Below are 15932 nucleotides of genomic sequence, written 5' to 3' on the forward strand. Positions count from 1 at the left end.
ATCCTTATCAAAGCGACAGAATTACGTCTTCAAGGGTATCCAGAGGCACTGGACGAGAGAGAAAATAGCCTTGCGCAGCGAAAGCCGGTGAGTTTTGTACATCACGCCACTCTTCCAGCGTTTCAACGCCTTCGACAATCACACCGCGGCAATAGCGGTTCATCAGCTGTAACAGCAGCGTAAAGAGATTGCGGCCCTCCGGCGTCTGGCGCAGCATGACAAACAGATCCCGCGCCACTTTGATATAGTCGTAACTCACTTCGCTCAGCGCCGAGAAGTTTGCCATTCCGGTACCAAAATCATCCAGCCAGAGCGGGCCAAACTCGCACATTGAGGCGAACGACGAACCCTTCGGCAAGCGGATATGTTCCACCAGTTCAAAGCGCAGCCACGGCAGACATTCGATGATTTTCAGGATTTCGGGATCCTGGCGCATTGCAATCAGCGTTGGCCCGTCGACATTCACGGATGCCAGCAGATCGTTGGCTTTGAAAAACGCCCCTTTTTGTTCAAGCTGTACAAGCTGCTCTTTCACCACATCTACACGATGTCGTACGGCCACTTCGGCGAAATAGCGGTCCGGCGCGATACGTTGGGAGGGGTTTTCAGGATGGCTCACGACGGTCAGCAGCTCAACGGCCATCAGCCGCCCGTTGGTCTGATAAATCGGCTGGTAGGTGTAAGCACGCTCGCACTGCAGCCAATAGCGTCTCTCCTGCAAGTTTTCAATACTCGCATCGAGCGTAATTAGCTGCTGGGTAACCTGCTTTATCATCTGAGATGTCCTGTAAATAAGAGTGTGACTGACCGGACTCGACAAAGGTTATCGGCGCTCAGGCGAAGAACTTTACGTTCAGCCCTACGCAAAATAGAAACTAAGCGGCAAAAAACGACGCAGAATACGTGCTGGCTCAAAAAAATAATGGAACGATGTTTTAATATAGTTGACCACTTAACACCCACAGCGCACACTAACGCTAATTTTTTTCAGAGCAGGTTACGACTATGTCCAGAAAGATTGCCGTGATTGGCGAATGCATGATTGAGCTGTCACAGAAAGGCGCTGACGTTCAGCGCGGATTCGGTGGCGACACGTTGAATACATCCGTTTATATCGCCCGTCAGGTCGATGCTGCGGCACTTTCCGTACACTATGTGACTGCGCTGGGTACCGACAGTTTTAGCCAACAAATGCTGGAATCCTGGCAGAGCGAAAATGTGGATACCTCATTAACCCAACGCATGGAAAACCGTCTGCCGGGCCTCTATTACATTGAAACCGATAGCACCGGCGAGCGCACCTTCTATTACTGGCGTAATGAAGCCGCCGCAAAATTCTGGCTTGAGAGCGAACAGTCCGCCGCTATTTGCGAAGAACTGGCGACATTTGACTATCTGTATCTGAGCGGAATCAGCCTGGCTATTTTAAGCCCGGCAAGTCGTGACAAGCTGCTGTCGCTGCTGCAAGAATGCCGCGCCAACGGTGGAAAGGTCATTTTTGACAATAACTACCGCCCACGTCTGTGGAGCAGTAAAGAAGAGACCCAGCAGGTGTATCAGCAAATGCTGGAATGCACCGATATCGCGTTTCTGACGCTGGATGATGAAGACGCGCTGTGGGGTGAAAAACCGGTTGCCGAGGTGATTGCCCGTACTCACGCGGCTGGCGTACAGGAAGTGGTTGTGAAACGCGGTGCAGACTCTTGCCTGGTTTCCATCGCAGGCGAAGAACTCATCGACGTCCCGGCCGTAAAACTACCGAAAGAGAAGGTTATCGATACGACCGCTGCGGGTGACTCCTTCAGCGCCGGGTATCTGGCGGTACGTCTGACCGGTGGCGATGCCGCTGATGCCGCAAAACGCGGCCACCTGACGGCAAGCACCGTTATTCAGCATCGCGGGGCGATTATTCCTCGCGACGCCATGCCGCAGTAATCTGGCGTTCTGGCAGGCCGGATTAGACGTTAACGTCGCGTCCGGCCTGCAGGTCACGATTCCCTTATTGCACCGGCGGGATGTCCGTCACTTCAGAATGTGATTCATCCGTTTCTACCGACGTTGCCGCGGCGGTAACCGGCGCCATAATGCTATCCCACGTCGCCTGCAGATCCTTCATATTGAATTCAGGCTCACCCTTCGGCTGCAACAGAATTAACGCCATATCTTGCGACAGTTGCTGACGCAGGTCCTGATTCAGCATCTCAACACTCAGGTTGTTCAGGAAGCTCTGACGTAAACGCTGATACTGTTCAGGCGCAATATCCACGACCTGGTTTTGCAGCGAGCGCAAACGCTGGCTGATCAAAATATCGGTATCGGTGCGACCATAGGTGGCAAACAGCTTCTGCAGTTCCAGATTCTTTTGCGCCACCAGCGCATTAAACTCTTCTTCCGGCAGCCCCTTATCGCGCACTTTGGCCAGCTCACGCGCAACCGTGCTGAGGTTCGCGTTCAGCTTACCGTTCGGTGATTCAACGTTAATGGCACATTGCGCGCGCAGGAACAGCACCCGACAGTCAAAGCCAAGGCCAATGTCTTTGGCATTGTTTTTGGTGAGCTCCTGCTGAATGTGCCAGAACAACGCTTCACGGGCTAAATCAGCGCGCCAGTAACGTAACAGCGCGGCAGATTCACGGATCGGCTGCCACGGCGTATCCCACATAATAGACAGGCGATCCTGACGTACCGCATCGGTCATTATGCTTACGGCCTCTGCACGCAGCGGAGAGAGCGTGGGTACCGGCGCAGGCGTTTCGCGTTTACCTTTTAATTCGCCAAAGGTTTTATTGATTTGATCAGCCACGCTGCGCGCATCTACGTTACCGACGATAATCAGCGTCATCGCATCCGGGGTATACCATTTCTGGTAGAAGGACTGGATTTTCGTCGCATCAACAGGCGTTTTCAGCGGATCGGCAGGATCGTGACCCAGCAGCGTCGATCCCTTCAGACGATAGCGCCACCATCCCTCTTTGGTATCTGACGGCCAGGTTGCAACCATATCTTCGCTACTCAGCGCATGATTGACCGATTCAGGGGTGATGCTCAGATTACCGGAAATATTCGCCAGATAAGAAAGTGACTCTTTCAGCAGATCGTTGCGGCTGTTAGGCAGACTGAGGTTATATAGCGTGGAATCATAGGAAACGATAACGGGCGGCATGGGACGACTGGGATCGAACCCCTGCTGCCACAGAGAACGGGCTTGCGTAGCATCGAGGCCACCGCTTTGCGTCAGCGCGATACGCGGGATCGCATGGCTGAAACCACTCTGTTGTGTACTTTCGGTGAGTGAACCGGTATTGACCAGCAGGCGAACCTCAATACGGTCGCTGGGGCGCTGGGGAGTGGCTAAGACTTGCCACTGTAACCCATTTGCCAGCGTGCCCTGTTGCCACGCCGGGTCAGGCTGGAGCGCATCTGCCTGCACATAGCCGGCAGTGGCCATCATCAGCAAGCCGCCCGCTAAAAGTCGAATTTTTGTGCCCTGCATGTGAACCCCTGATCAACTATCCTGGAAATAAAAAGACAGCCCGCGAGAGGACTCTCTGAATATGACGTTAAAAACACTTCGTGTTAGACCGCAAGAACATAAAAATGTCACGGAGGAAGTGAAAAAATCCCGACGCCGCCGAATCGGCGGTTTCAGGCACAGGGGTTAATTATGCGCAAACGCCCGCAGTCCTGGAAGGGACTACGGGCATAAGTGGAGAGATTAAGAGGATATTTCGTGCGTTTTGCCATCCGGCGCACGATTATTCAGCACATCATCCAGCTTTTTATGGTCCAGTTCTTTCACCCATTTCGCTACTACAACAGTTGCCACACCGTTACCGACCAGGTTAGTCAGCGCACGGGCTTCAGACATAAAGCGGTCAATACCGAGAATCAGCGCCAGACCAGCAACCGGTAAATGGCCCACAGCGGAGATAGTCGCGGCCAGAACAATGAAGCCACTCCCGGTCACACCCGCAGCACCTTTTGAAGAGAGCAGGAGCACCACCAGCAGGGTTATCTGATGGAAGATATCCATATGGCTGTTGGTGGCCTGAGCGATAAACACCGCCGCCATCGTCAGATAGATTGATGTCCCATCAAGGTTAAACGAGTAGCCCGTGGGTATAACCAACCCGACAACCGACTTGCGACAGCCCAGTTTTTCCATCTTATCGAGCATACGCGGCAGCGCGGACTCGGAAGAAGAGGTGCCCAGAACGATCAGCAGTTCTTCACGGATATAGCGGATGAATTTGAAAATGCTGAAGCCGGTTGCGCGCGCAATCGAGCCCAACACCACAACCACAAACAGAATACAGGTGATGTAGAAACAGATGATCAACTGACCCAACTGCACCAGCGTCCCGACGCCATATTTACCGATGGTAAAGGCCATGGCACCGAAAGCACCGATCGGCGCAAGGCGCATGATCATGTTGATGATGCCAAAAATAACCTGCGAGAAGCTTTCAATCACGTTGAAAATCATCTGGCCTTTGCTACCTAAACGATGCAGCGCAAAACCAAACATAACCGCAAACAGCAATACCTGCAGGATGTTGCCACTGGCGAACGCGCCAATGACGCTACCCGGGATAATATCCATCAGGAAGCCTACGATCCCCTGGTCTTTTGCCTGTTCGGCGTAAATCGCAACCGCTTTGGCATCCAGCGTCGCCGGATCGACGTTCATACCGGCACCGGGTTGCACCACGTTGACGATGATAAGGCCGATGATCAGCGCAATCGTACTGACAATTTCAAAATAAAGCAGTGCAACCGCACCGGTGCGGCCTACAGCTTTCATACTTTCCATGCCTGCAATGCCGGTTACGACAGTACAGAAGATGACAGGTGCGATGACCATTTTGATGAGCTTCACGAAAGCATCACCAAGTGGCTTCATTTGGGCGCCTAATTCAGGGTAGTAATGGCCAAGGAGAATACCTATGGCAATTGCTGTCAGGACCTGAAAGTAAAGGCTTTTGAATATAGAGGTTTTCATAGGGTGTCCTTAAAGTAAAAACCACAGGCCTTGTAAGGTTTTGTTTAACCTGCGGCCTTAAAGTAACACCCACACAACATGACAGAAATGCGCCTGGATCATAATTGATACAGAAATGTTAAAAATTTTGAGCTGGCTCGCACAAGCGAGACCTTTTTTAACTTTTGTAATCAGCGTTTTTCGGCGTCAGATAACGTTCTTCGAAGATATTCGCCGGAACCGGCCGGGCGAACAGGAACCCTTGTGCCACTTCTACCCCCGCTTGTGATAACCATTCGCGTTGCGCTTCGGTTTCGACGCCCTCAGCGATCATCTGCAAATTGAGGCTATGCGCCAACTGAATGATGGCGGAGATCATGCTGCAATCTTCAGGGACGCCATCGACAAACATCTTATCGATTTTGAGTACATCCACCGGGAGCGACTTCATGTGCTGCAGCTGCCGCAGACCCGCATAGCCCATACCAAAATCGTCCAGCGCGATACGCACACCCGCGTTGCGCAGCGGGCGTAAAATAGCCACAGCGGCGTTAGGATCATCAATATGCCGGCTTTCGGTCACTTCCAGAATCAACGTCCCAGGCTTGATGCGATAGCGGTTTAGCAATTCCAGCAGATCCGACACCATACTCGGATGCATCAGCTGTAGCGCAGACAGGTTCACCGAGAGCGGCAGCATCAGGCCGCGTTCCTGCCAGGCTGACAGCTGGCGGCATGTCTCCTCCAGCACCCAGTAACCGACCGTCACCATCAGGCCACAGGACTCAATCCTGTCGATTAACCCTTCTGGCAGCTCCCAGCTTCCGTCTGGCTGCTGCATTCGCAATAATGCTTCTGCGCTCAATACCTTACCGCTGGACATCTCCACCTGAGGCTGCATCCAGAGCGCAAACTGATGGTTATCCAGCGCGGTAAGAATATCGTTCTCTTCCGTCAAACGCTGTTGCGCCTCTTCCATCTGCAACGGGTCAAAGAACTGAATCCGGTTTTTACCCTTGTGACGCGACGTTAACACGGCTGAGAGTGCGCGGTGGTAAAGCTGTTCTGCGGTCAAATCGCCATTAAACATCGCCACCCCAATGTTGCAGGTTGGACGGAGTTGAATGCCCTGAATCGGTAATCGCTCGTTAACGATAGTGAGTACTTGCTGACCTAGCGTAATAGCGTGCCAGGGTTCTTTCACACCATGTGCGATGATGGCAAAGTCATAGCCGCTCACCTGGGTAAGCACCATTCTGGGGGCCAATACTGACTTCAGCTTTTCAACCAGCGTAAGCAGCAGGATTTCCCGCTGGGTCTCGGATAACACACCCGCGGTATCACGCAGGGTTTCGCAGGTGACAATCATCAACGCCGTTGTCTGCTGGCGGTTCACAACCTGCTCCAGCAGCGCCATCAGAAACGACTTGTTGGGCAGCTCAGAAACCGGGAACCGCATTGAATGGTCGCTTTGCTCTTCACTGCGGCGCTGAATCAGTTGCTGATTGAGGTTATAGCTACGCACCAGCAGGCCAATCTCGTCGTCCTGATGCAGACGCGGCAATGCCAGCTGATAGCCAATCAGATCCTGCTGGGGAATGTCGTTCAGCTCACGCGCTATTTTACGTAATGGATGCAAAATCAATCTGTTAATACACCATGAGATGGCTACCGTGAGTATTAACGAGAGAAGTAAGTAAATGGTCACTAACGTGGAGAGCGTACTCATCACAAACTTGTACATACGGTACGAGTCCGCCTGCAGCACCAGATACGCCAGCGGTTGCGGATTCGCTGAACGCTCAAGAGAATAGACCGGCAGCGAAATTTGTACCGGAAGTTCAAACAGGCGAGTCACCGTAACCGGAACCGGGCGTTCAGGAATAAAGCTCATCCGCAGCGCCTGAAACTGATTGGGAAGCACCACATCGGCGCGACTGACCACGCCTGCTGGTCGAATACTTCTTAAAATAGCTTCTGCTTCGGGAATATCCCCTTTCAGGATCGTGCCCGACAGAGGCTCACGGACGGAGCGAGCGATACTTTCCAGTTGCGTAGCCGTGTTGTAGCGATTCTGCTGGACCAGATGGAACAACAAAACGGTGCAAAAAATAAACACAAACACCATGACAACGGCCGCAACCATTGCCATCTGCTTAATTGTTAACGAGCGACTGACACGCAAACTGACTCTCCACGGATAGACGAAACTGCCGTCAGAGTATACCCGATCGTAGCGGTATTAAGAGAGGCGGTATCTGAAAACTTCCCAGCATGCATTATCCCCACAGGATAGGCACCTGGCGACGAGATTTATCTGCATTTAAGCCGAAAAAGGCCGCAAGGTTCCCCCCTGCGGCCTGGTTCGGGCGCATGTTGCCATCACGGCAGACAGACGCCCGCAAGGTGCATTACTTCCTGTTACGCAGCCAGCTCACAATCAGGCTGGCAATAATGCCAGCGATGATCGGAGCCGCTAAATCGTGCCAGAAGGCCACGCCTAACTGCGCGAGCGTCATATAGCCGCCTGTGTTGCAATGGCAACTGTTCACGGCTATTCTTGAGTTGTTCAGGTTCAAGTTAGCCCCCGTTTTGTTGCCAGGTTTATACCGAACAACGTGCGGGGGTTTTCTCTTTCCAGCAACCGATGCCGCCGGGGATCAAGCCCCCGCAACATTGCGCCTCACCGGGAATTACCGGCTTGCCGCTGATTCTACGGTAGCCCACTTGCCATATCACTGCGCAATATACGGCTCTGCGTAGCGCCTCGCATTTCACCTGTTTTCGCACCATTACGCTGGAAAGATTCTTGCCAGTTGGCAACATTCCTGCCGCTCTTCAATACAGAAAAAGACATATCTCATTGATATCTATACCTTCATTTTCTGGCACAGCGATTGCTATTTGACTGTGAGCTGTTCTGTTCCGAATCAAAGGAGATATCATGTCTGACTGTCGTACTTACGGATTCAACACCCAGATCGTTCACGCGGGGCAACAACCCGACCCTTCTACTGGCGCGCTCAGTACGCCTATTTTCCAGACTTCAACGTTTGTTTTTGACAGCGCCGAACAAGGTGCCGCCCGCTTTGCGCTCGAGGAGTCCGGGTACATTTACACCCGTTTGGGTAACCCCACCACCGATGCGCTGGAGAAAAAGCTGGCGGTACTGGAAAGAGGTGAAGCCGGGCTGGCAACCGCATCCGGTATTTCTGCCATCACCACCACGCTGCTGACGTTGTGCCAACAGGGCGACCATATCGTTTCCGCCAGCGCGATTTACGGCTGCACCCACGCGTTTTTGTCGCACAGCATGCCGAAGTTTGGGATTAACGTCAGCTTCGTCGATGCGGCAAAGCCTGAAGAAATCCGCGCCGCCATGCGCCCGGAAACCAAAGTAGTGTATATCGAAACGCCCGCTAACCCGACGCTGTCGCTGGTCGACATTGAAACGGTAGCCGGTATCGCCCATCAACAAGGCGCATTGCTGGTGGTGGATAACACCTTTATGTCACCGTACTGCCAGCAGCCTTTACAGTTAGGCGCGGATATTGTGGTGCACAGCGTCACTAAATATATCAACGGTCACGGAGACGTGATTGGCGGCATCATTGTTGGTAAGCAGGAGTTTATTGACCAGGCGCGGTTTGTTGGTCTGAAAGATATCACCGGCGGCTGCATGAGTCCTTTCAACGCGTGGCTGACGCTACGCGGCGTTAAAACACTGGGCATACGTATGGAACGCCACTGTGAAAACGCATTGAAAATCGCCCGCTTCCTCGAGGGGCATCCATCCATTACCCGCGTTTATTATCCTGGCTTGTCTTCACACCCGCAGTATGAGCTGGGCCAGCGGCAGATGAGCCTGCCAGGAGGAATTATCAGCTTCGAAATTGCCGGCGGCCTCGAGGCTGGCAGACGGATGATCAATTCTGTAGAATTGTGCCTCCTCGCGGTCAGTCTCGGTGATACCGAAACCCTCATTCAGCACCCAGCGTCTATGACACATTCGCCCGTTGCGCCAGAGGAACGGCTTAAAGCAGGTATTACCGACGGGCTTATCCGTCTTTCTGTGGGTCTTGAAGATCCAGAAGATATTATTAACGACCTTGAACACGCCATCAGAAAGGCAACATTCTGACCATTATGACCTGAACCGACGCCGATCGGTTCAGGTTGTTGAGAATCAAGGCACAACAGTCTGGTAATACGCGCAATCCTGTTTCGGGGAGTGCGCGTATTTTGGGCAGGGGGTTCTATGCAGGACGACACATTACAACTAAGCAACAATACAGCAACCACCGTACCATTCTCAAAGAAAATACCGTTTACGAAATACGACTTTGGCTGGGTATTACTGTGTATCGGCATGGCAATTGGTGCTGGAACGGTACTGATGCCGGTACAAATAGGCTTAACAGGCATTTGGGTATTTATCGTCGCCTTTATTATTGCCTATCCAGCAACCTATATTGTGCAGGATATTTATTTAAAAACATTATCAGAAAGTGAAACTTGTAATGACTATACCGATATTATCAGTCATTATCTGGGAAAAAACTGGGGCGTATTTCTTGGCGTCATCTATTTTTTGATGATTATTCACGGCATATTTATCTATTCCTTATCCGTGGTTTTTGACAGTGCCTCATATATCAAAACCTTCGGCTTAACCGATGCCGATCTTTCACAATCGATAATCTATAAAGTGGCCATTTTTGCCGTGCTGGTGGCCATTGCTTCCGGGGGAGAAAAGCTGCTGTTTAAAATCTCCGGCCCGATGGTGGTAGTCAAAGTGGGGATCATCATCGTGTTTGGTTTTGCGATGGTTCCGCACTGGAACTTCGCTAATATCAGCGCATTCCCTGAAGCATCGGTCTTCTTTCGCGACGTACTGCTGACCATCCCGTTCTGCTTCTTCTCGGCGGTATTTATTCAGGTGTTGAACCCAATGAACATCGCCTACCGCAAGCGGGTAGCGGACCGGGTTCTGGCCACCCGCATGGCAATACGCACGCATCGCATCAGTTACATTACGCTGATTGCGGTCATTCTGTTTTTCTCATTCTCTTTTACCTTTTCTATTAGTCATGAAGAGGCCGTTTCGGCCTTCGAACAAAATATTTCCGCACTGGCGCTGGCAGCGCAAGTCATTCCTGGGCAAATTATTCATATCACCTCAACGGTGCTAAATATCTTCGCCGTATTAACCGCATTCTTTGGTATTTATCTGGGGTTCCACGAGGCGATCAAGGGTATTATTCTTAATGTTCTGAGCCGTATTATTGATGTGGAGAAAATTAATCCCCTGGTGCTTACGCTGGGTATTTGTACCTTTATTGTTATCACCCTGGTGATCTGGGTGTCATTTCGTGTATCGGTACTGGTGTTCTTCCAGTTGGGTAGCCCACTTTACGGGATTGTGTCCTGTATTATTCCATTTTTCCTGATCTATAAAGTAACGCAACTGGAAAAACTGCGCGGGCTGAAAACCTGGCTAATCCTGTTGTACGGGATCCTGCTGTGCCTGTCGCCATTATTGAAGCTGATTGACTAATCCGTTTACAGCGCCGTCAGTCACTGACGGCGCTTAACTCACGCTCTCCAGTTGATAGCTGCGAATTTTATTCAGTACCGTGGTATGTGACACCCCCAGCGCTTTAGCGATATGCCGCGACGACACTTTCTCTTCCACCATCTGTTCAATAAGCTGGCGTTCAGCACACAAAACCTGTTCTTTAAAAGGACGCTCTGTCGGCGTCAGCTCAACAGCAGGCAAATTCACCATCCCTAATTCTTCCCGCGTAATGACATCAGATTCCGCCATCAGCATCAGGCGAATGATGGTATTTTCCAGTTCACGAACGTTTCCCGGCCAGGTGTGATGATGCAGGGCATCAAAGCAGGCTTTATCCAGAATGATCCGTCGCTGGAATTCCTTCGCATATTTCTGCACAAAGTGGCGAATCAATAGGCTGATATCCTGCGGGCGCTCCCGCAGAGGCGGAATGGTCAGTGAAAGTACATTGATGCGGTAATAGAGATCGGCGCGCAGCAGACGTTGTTCCACCATCTCTTCCAGATTGGCGTTAGTTGCCACAATAATGCGCACATTGACCGGAATAATTTGCGCCCCGCCAACGCGACGGATCCCGCCATCCTGAAGTACGCGCAGTAATTTAGCCTGTAAGCTCAGCGACATTTCACCAAATTCATCGAGAAAAAGGGTGCCTTTATCGGCCATTTCAAACAGCCCTTTTTTGCCTTTACAATCCGCACCGCTAAAAGCCCCTTTCTCATAGCCAAAGAATTCACTCTCCATCAACGACTCAGGTAGCGCAGAGCAGTTGATCGGAATAAACGGATAAAAACGTCGCTGCCCGGAATTATGGATAGCCCGGGCCAGCAGTTCTTTGCCAGTACCCGTATCGCCGCGGATCAAAACGGTATATTTGCTGTCGGCAATTTTTATCGCCTTTTCGATAAGCGAGTGCATGCTCTGGCTGCTACAAATAATGTCAGAGAAATAGCGCGGGCGTTCCGGCTCAGGCGTTGACAGTTCGCTTATCTCTTCACACAGGTAAGCGACGTTAATAATATCGGCGCGCCGGCCTAAACAGGATTGCACGCAGGAAATATCCTGTAACTGCCGGCACCAGGATTTAATCAGGATCCGTCCAGGCGTGACTTTCATGGAGATGATATTGATATCGCAGCAGGAAAATTCCTTCAGGACATCCTCAACCATCGACAGACGATCAATTGTTTTAATATCCCAGCGTATCGTGACCACATTTGCTCCTGACAGTTAGCAACTGCGAAATAGATATTTCTGTGACGAGAGGAAATCTGACTACATTTTAGACGCTGTGGAATAATGTTCTGCCAGAGGACTCACATTGTGGACGTAAAAACAAAATATAAAAAAACCGGAGCACAAGGCTCCGGTTATCAGGTCATAACCCACGTTTATTGCTGTGGATTTTCATCCTGGTCAACAGCGAAACAGGCCACGAGTTGTCCACCGTAATCCTTCAGCTGCGGCTGAAGCTGGGTACACGGACCAAAACGCCGACGGCAGCGGGCATTGAACGCACAGCCCGGCGGTGGATTCAGCGGGCTTGGCAGCTCACCGGTCAGCTTGATACGCTCGCGGCGATCGTCCGGGTTCAGGCGTGGCGTCGCGGATAGCAGCGCCTGCGTATACGGATGACGCGGATTATTGAAGATCTGATCCTTCGTTCCTTTTTCCACGCAACGGCCTAAATACATCACCATCACCTCATCGGCAATGTGCTCTACCACCGACAGGTCGTGCGAGATAAAGACGTATGACAGCCCCAGTTCCTGCTGCAAATCCATCATCAGGTTCAGCACCTGCGCACGAACAGAAACGTCCAGCGCCGAGACAGGTTCGTCGGCAATCACCACGTCTGGATCAAGCATCAGCCCGCGAGCGATGGCAATACGCTGACGCTGACCGCCGGAGAACATGTGCGGATAGCGGTCGTAGTGCTCGGTTTTCAGCCCCACTTTCGCCATCATCGCCAGCGCTTTTTCACGACGCTCCTCTTTGCTTAGCGTGGAGTTGATCAGCAGCGGCTCTTCCAGAATCTGCCCTACTTTCTTGCGCGGGTTCAGGGAACCGTACGGGTTCTGGAACACAATCTGGATTTTCTGCCGGCGCAGCTTCTGCGCCTGCGGGTCGTGCTTAAGCAGATCCTGCCCCTGGTAATACAGCTCGCCGCCGGTCGGGACTTCAATCATCGTCAGCAGGCGACCAAGGGTGGATTTCCCACAGCCCGACTCGCCTACCACCGCCAGCGTTTTGCCGCGTTCCAGGGTAAAGGAGACGCCGTCCAGCGCTTTCACCAGGCGTTCCGGGGCGAACATCCCCTTCTTCACCGGGTAGTGTTTTTTCAGGTCAATTGCCTGCAACAGTGGCTGTGGCAAAGCGGCCTTTTGCGTACTCATAGCCCAGGCCTCCCGGCATCATCAAGTGGGTAGTGGCATTTCGACTGACGCCCGCCTTCCAGCAGGTTCAGTTCAGGTTCTTCAGCGCGGCATTTGTCGGTCGCATAGGGGCAGCGCGGGTTCAGTAAACAACCGGTCGGGCGGTCATATTTACCTGGCACCACGCCCGGCAACGAAGCCAGACGCGCTTTATCCTGTGCGAACTCCGGCAACGCGCGCAGCAACGCCTGGGTATACGGATGACGCGGCGCGCGGAAAATATCCTGTGCGGCCCCGGTTTCCACGACCTGCCCGGCGTACATCACAATGATCTTGTGCGCCGCTTCAGCCACCAGCGCCAGGTCGTGCGTGATTAAGACCAGCGCCATGTTCTCTTTTTGCTGCAATTCCAGCAGTAGCTCGATGATCTGCGCCTGAATGGTCACATCCAGCGCCGTTGTCGGTTCGTCGGCAATCAACAGCTTTGGACGACAGGCAATCGCCATCGCGATCATCACGCGCTGGCTCATCCCACCAGACAACTGGTGCGGATAGACATCCAGACGCGAGGCCGGATCGGGGATCCCCACCAGCGTCAGCAGGTCAATCGCCCGCTGAATACGCGTTTTTTTGTTGCCGCCCTGGTGCACCTTAATGGCTTCCATAATCTGGTAGCCGACGGTGTAGCACGGGTTAAGGCTGGTCATCGGGTCCTGGAAGATCATCGCCACTTCCGCGCCCACTAACTGGCGACGCTCTTTCTCAGAGATGCGCTTCAGGTCACGACCATTAAACTCCAGATTTTCGGCCATAACGCGACCTGGGTAGTCAATCAGTCCCATGATCGCCAGCGAGCTGACGGACTTACCAGAACCGGATTCCCCTACAATGCCAACCACTTCACCCTGGTTCACGCTGTAACTAATGCGGTCTACGGCACGGAATTCGGACCCCACATCGCCGAAGTGCACCGATAATTTATCTACATTTAATAACGCCATCTCGAACCTCTTACTGCTTCAGTTTGGGATCGAGCGCGTCACGCAGACCGTCACCCATCAGGTTAAATGCCAGCACCGTCAGCAGGATTGCCAGCCCCGGGAAGGTCACGACCCACCAGGCGCTTTGGGCAAATTGCAACACGTCAGAGAGCATGGTGCCCCATTCCGGCGTAGGCGGCTGTGCGCCCATCCCCAGGAAGCCGAGGGCAGCCATATCGAGAATGGCGTTAGAGAAACCAAGCGACGCCTGAACAATCAGCGGCGCAAGACAGTTAGGAAGAATATTGACGAACATCTGGCGCATCGCACCGGCTCCGGCCACGCGGGATGCGGTAACGTAGTCGCGGTTAACCTCCACCAGGACGGCGGCGCGCGTCAGACGCACATAGTGCGGCAATGCCACGAACGTCAGCGCCAGCGCGGCGTTGCCAATCGAGGGCCCAAATACCGCCACCAGCACCAGCGCCAGTAGCAGGCTCGGCAGTGCCAGCATGATATCGACCACACGCATGATGACGTTATCGACAATCCCACCAAAGTAACCGGCAATCAGCCCGAGAATCACGCCCATCAGCAGGGAGAGCACCACCACCAGACAGCCGACCAACAGAGACAAACGCGCACCGTACATCAGGCGGGACAGCACATCGCGGCCCACATCATCAGTACCAAACAGATGCGCCATGGTACCGCCTTCCTGCCACGCAGGAGGAGCCAGCAGCGTATCGCGGAACTGCTCTGCCGGGTTGTACGGCGCGAGGACGTTGGCAAAGACCGCAATCAGGATCATCACGACAACGTACACCAGCCCAACAACCGCACCTTTGTTGCGTTTAAAATAGTGCCAGAACTCCTGCAGCGGGGTCATGGGCACCGGTGCAGCAATAACTTTATTTTCAGTAACCTGTGACATGATGGCCCCTTACTTCCTATGCCGAATACGCGGGTTCACCACGCCGTACAGCAGGTCTACCAGCAGGTTGACGAGGATAATCATCGTCGCGACCAGCAGTACCCCGCCCTGTACCACTGGATAATCACGGCGTTGTAGCGCATCGATCAACCAGCGTCCCAGTCCCGGCCACGAGAAAATAGTCTCGGTCAGGATCGCCCCAGCCAATAACGTACCGACCTGCAGGCCGATAACGGTCACAACGGGCAGCATCGCGTTACGCAGAGCGTGAATGATGATGACGCGCATACGGGTCAGGCCTTTGGCGCGTGCGGTACGAATGTAATCTTCACCCAGTACTTCCAGCATCGATGAACGAGTCATACGCACAATTACCGCCAGAGGGATGGTGCCAAGCACCATTGCCGGCAGGATCATATGCGCCAGCGCATCGATAAAGTTGCCCTCTTCACCCCAAATGGCGGTGTCAATCAGCATAAAACCGGTCAGGGGATTGGAATCATCAAGGAACACCATGTCGCTCACCCGACCGGAAACCGGCGTCAGGTTCCACTGCACGGAAACCAGCATGATCAGCATCATGCCCCACCAGAAAATCGGCATGGAGTAACCGGTCAGCGCCAGGCCAACGGCAGTGTGATCGAAAATGGAGCCGCGCTTAACGGCAGCAAGTACACCCACCGGAATACCCACCGCAACGGCGAAAATCATCGCGCAGACGCCAAGTTCCAGCGTTGCTTTAAAGCGAGGAACGAACTCTTCCCACACCGGTAATCGGCTTTTCAGCGAGATACCTAAATCACCATGCATAACCCCCCAGATATAATGGAGGTACTGCTGCCACATCGGTTTATCCAGACCGAGTTCAGCCAACAGTTGAGCATGACGCTCAGGGGAAATTCCACGCTCACCCGCCATGATCATTACCGGATCGCCGGGGATCATATGAACGAAAGCAAAGGTGAGAAGAGTGATACCGATAAACGTGGGGATGACGAGTCCCAAACGTCGGAGAATGAACTGCAACATAACCCGGATTCTCTCTAATGACGCACGGCCTGGAACCGTGAATCTGTATTGCTCA

13 protein-coding genes are annotated in these 15932 nt (G+C 52.8%); 3 read left to right on the top strand and 10 right to left on the bottom strand.

Annotated elements, in window-relative coordinates; all coding sequences use genetic code 11:
• Nucleotides 1–7: 7 nt before the first annotated feature.
• On the bottom strand, nt 8–775 hold the full coding sequence (pdeH, locus tag HV334_RS23410) for a cyclic-guanylate-specific phosphodiesterase (RefSeq protein ID WP_047415877.1): 768 nt from the start codon (nt 773–775) through the stop codon (nt 8–10).
• Nucleotides 776–1005: 230 nt separating this feature from the next.
• Between pdeH and HV334_RS23415 the strand changes: the two genes are divergently transcribed.
• Nucleotides 1006–1935 (top strand): sugar kinase, encoded by a 930-nt coding sequence (locus HV334_RS23415; RefSeq protein ID WP_016157709.1) that lies wholly within the window; start codon nt 1006–1008, stop codon nt 1933–1935.
• 64 nt (nt 1936–1999) lie between these two features.
• Here HV334_RS23415 and HV334_RS23420 read toward each other — a convergent pair whose 3' ends face one another.
• The 4 genes from HV334_RS23420 to HV334_RS23435 all read right to left on the bottom strand — a co-directional run bounded on the left by HV334_RS23420 (nt 2000) and on the right by HV334_RS23435 (nt 7500).
• On the bottom strand, nt 2000–3493 hold the full coding sequence (locus HV334_RS23420) for a pitrilysin family protein (protein WP_047358202.1): 1494 nt from the start codon (nt 3491–3493) through the stop codon (nt 2000–2002).
• A gap of 222 nt (nt 3494–3715) precedes the next feature.
• On the bottom strand, nt 3716–5002 hold the full coding sequence (dctA, locus tag HV334_RS23425; RefSeq protein ID WP_003023301.1) for a C4-dicarboxylate transporter DctC: 1287 nt from the start codon (nt 5000–5002) through the stop codon (nt 3716–3718).
• Nucleotides 5003–5159: 157 nt separating this feature from the next.
• Nucleotides 5160–7166, bottom strand: coding sequence for a biofilm formation regulator HmsP (hmsP, locus tag HV334_RS23430; protein WP_032931922.1), 2007 nt, complete (start codon nt 7164–7166; stop codon nt 5160–5162).
• A gap of 226 nt (nt 7167–7392) precedes the next feature.
• Nucleotides 7393–7500, bottom strand: coding sequence for a type I toxin-antitoxin system toxin Ldr family protein (locus tag HV334_RS23435; RefSeq protein ID WP_016154898.1), 108 nt, complete (start codon nt 7498–7500; stop codon nt 7393–7395).
• A 425-nt stretch (nt 7501–7925) separates the two neighbouring features.
• Here HV334_RS23435 and megL point away from each other — a divergent pair, with 425 nt between their 5' ends.
• Both megL and HV334_RS23445 read left to right on the top strand, forming a co-directional pair.
• Nucleotides 7926–9122, top strand: coding sequence for a methionine gamma-lyase (megL, locus tag HV334_RS23440; RefSeq protein ID WP_003023295.1), 1197 nt, complete (start codon nt 7926–7928; stop codon nt 9120–9122).
• Between the two features lie 117 nt (nt 9123–9239).
• A complete protein-coding gene (locus tag HV334_RS23445; protein ID WP_103283339.1) occupies nt 9240–10538 on the top strand; it encodes an amino acid permease in 1299 nt (432 codons plus the stop codon).
• A gap of 33 nt (nt 10539–10571) precedes the next feature.
• Here the strand turns inward: HV334_RS23445 and HV334_RS23450 are convergent, their stop codons facing one another.
• The 5 genes from HV334_RS23450 to dppB form a co-directional block, all read right to left on the bottom strand.
• Nucleotides 10572–11774: a sigma 54-interacting transcriptional regulator gene (locus HV334_RS23450; RefSeq protein WP_181220965.1), complete on the bottom strand. Its 1203-nt coding sequence runs from the start codon at nt 11772–11774 to the stop codon at nt 10572–10574.
• A gap of 176 nt (nt 11775–11950) precedes the next feature.
• Complete coding sequence (gene dppF / locus HV334_RS23455; protein WP_003827418.1) at nt 11951–12955, bottom strand: dipeptide ABC transporter ATP-binding subunit DppF; 1005 nt, start codon at nt 12953–12955, stop codon at nt 11951–11953.
• Nucleotides 12952–13935 carry a dipeptide ABC transporter ATP-binding protein gene (gene dppD, locus HV334_RS23460; protein WP_019078085.1) on the bottom strand — a complete coding sequence of 328 codons (984 nt, stop codon included), beginning with the start codon at nt 13933–13935 and terminating at the stop codon, nt 12952–12954. The genes dppF and dppD overlap by 4 nt, the downstream gene beginning before the upstream one ends.
• Nucleotides 13936–13945: 10 nt before the next feature.
• Nucleotides 13946–14848, bottom strand: a complete 903-nt coding sequence (gene dppC, locus HV334_RS23465) for a dipeptide ABC transporter permease DppC (protein WP_016154902.1) — start codon at nt 14846–14848, stop codon at nt 13946–13948.
• 9 nt (nt 14849–14857) lie between these two features.
• Nucleotides 14858–15877 carry a dipeptide ABC transporter permease DppB gene (dppB, locus tag HV334_RS23470; protein WP_016154903.1) on the bottom strand — a complete coding sequence of 340 codons (1020 nt, stop codon included), beginning with the start codon at nt 15875–15877 and terminating at the stop codon, nt 14858–14860.
• Between the last annotated feature and the right edge of the window lie 55 nt (nt 15878–15932).

Origin of the sequence: Citrobacter sp. RHBSTW-00944 (assembly GCF_013615435.1) — a bacterium.
Classification (GTDB): Bacteria; Pseudomonadota; Gammaproteobacteria; order Enterobacterales; family Enterobacteriaceae; genus Citrobacter; species Citrobacter braakii.

What these genes read in the sequence shown, in the direction of transcription:
- dctA (WP_003023301.1), bottom strand. Translation starts at nt 5,002, where the DNA reads ATGAAAACCTCTATATTCAAAAGCCTTTACTTTCAGGTCCTGACAGCA.
- megL (WP_003023295.1), top strand. Translation starts at nt 7,926, where the DNA reads ATGTCTGACTGTCGTACTTACGGATTCAACACCCAGATCGTTCACGCG.
- HV334_RS23435 (WP_016154898.1), bottom strand. Translation starts at nt 7,500, where the DNA reads ATGACGCTCGCGCAGTTAGGCGTGGCCTTCTGGCACGATTTAGCGGCT.
- dppB (WP_016154903.1), bottom strand. Translation starts at nt 15,877, where the DNA reads ATGTTGCAGTTCATTCTCCGACGTTTGGGACTCGTCATCCCCACGTTT.
- pdeH (WP_047415877.1), bottom strand. Translation starts at nt 775, where the DNA reads ATGATAAAGCAGGTTACCCAGCAGCTAATTACGCTCGATGCGAGTATT.
- dppF (WP_003827418.1), bottom strand. Translation starts at nt 12,955, where the DNA reads ATGAGTACGCAAAAGGCCGCTTTGCCACAGCCACTGTTGCAGGCAATT.
- dppC (WP_016154902.1), bottom strand. Translation starts at nt 14,848, where the DNA reads ATGTCACAGGTTACTGAAAATAAAGTTATTGCTGCACCGGTGCCCATG.
- HV334_RS23420 (WP_047358202.1), bottom strand. Translation starts at nt 3,493, where the DNA reads ATGCAGGGCACAAAAATTCGACTTTTAGCGGGCGGCTTGCTGATGATG.
- HV334_RS23415 (WP_016157709.1), top strand. Translation starts at nt 1,006, where the DNA reads ATGTCCAGAAAGATTGCCGTGATTGGCGAATGCATGATTGAGCTGTCA.
- HV334_RS23445 (WP_103283339.1), top strand. Translation starts at nt 9,240, where the DNA reads ATGCAGGACGACACATTACAACTAAGCAACAATACAGCAACCACCGTA.
- dppD (WP_019078085.1), bottom strand. Translation starts at nt 13,935, where the DNA reads ATGGCGTTATTAAATGTAGATAAATTATCGGTGCACTTCGGCGATGTG.